Raw genomic sequence first — 208 nt, forward strand, 5'->3', positions numbered from 1 at the left:
TACCGATTGATGGACTACTCCCAGATACATTTACTCAACCATTTCTAGAAAAATTAAAACAGATTTAGGAATCAAAATGTTTGATATTAAACTATTGGATATCATTGCCTGACCAATATGCAAAGGTAAATTAGCTTATAATAAAGCTGATAATGATCTGATCTGTAAATTTGACCATTTAGCTTACCCTGTGAGAGATGGTATTCCT

1 protein-coding gene is annotated in these 208 nt (G+C 31.7%); it reads left to right on the top strand.

Annotation, left to right across the window (positions count from 1 at the left end; genetic code table 11):
• Positions 1-115: 115 nt before the first annotated feature.
• Positions 116-208: Trm112 family protein (locus V6255_RS19050; RefSeq protein WP_341629492.1), on the top strand; the 93-nt coding region annotated here is incomplete at its 3' end.

This window comes from Psychromonas arctica, assembly GCF_038155225.1.
GTDB classification, from domain to species: Bacteria; Pseudomonadota; Gammaproteobacteria; order Enterobacterales; family Psychromonadaceae; genus Psychromonas; species Psychromonas arctica_B.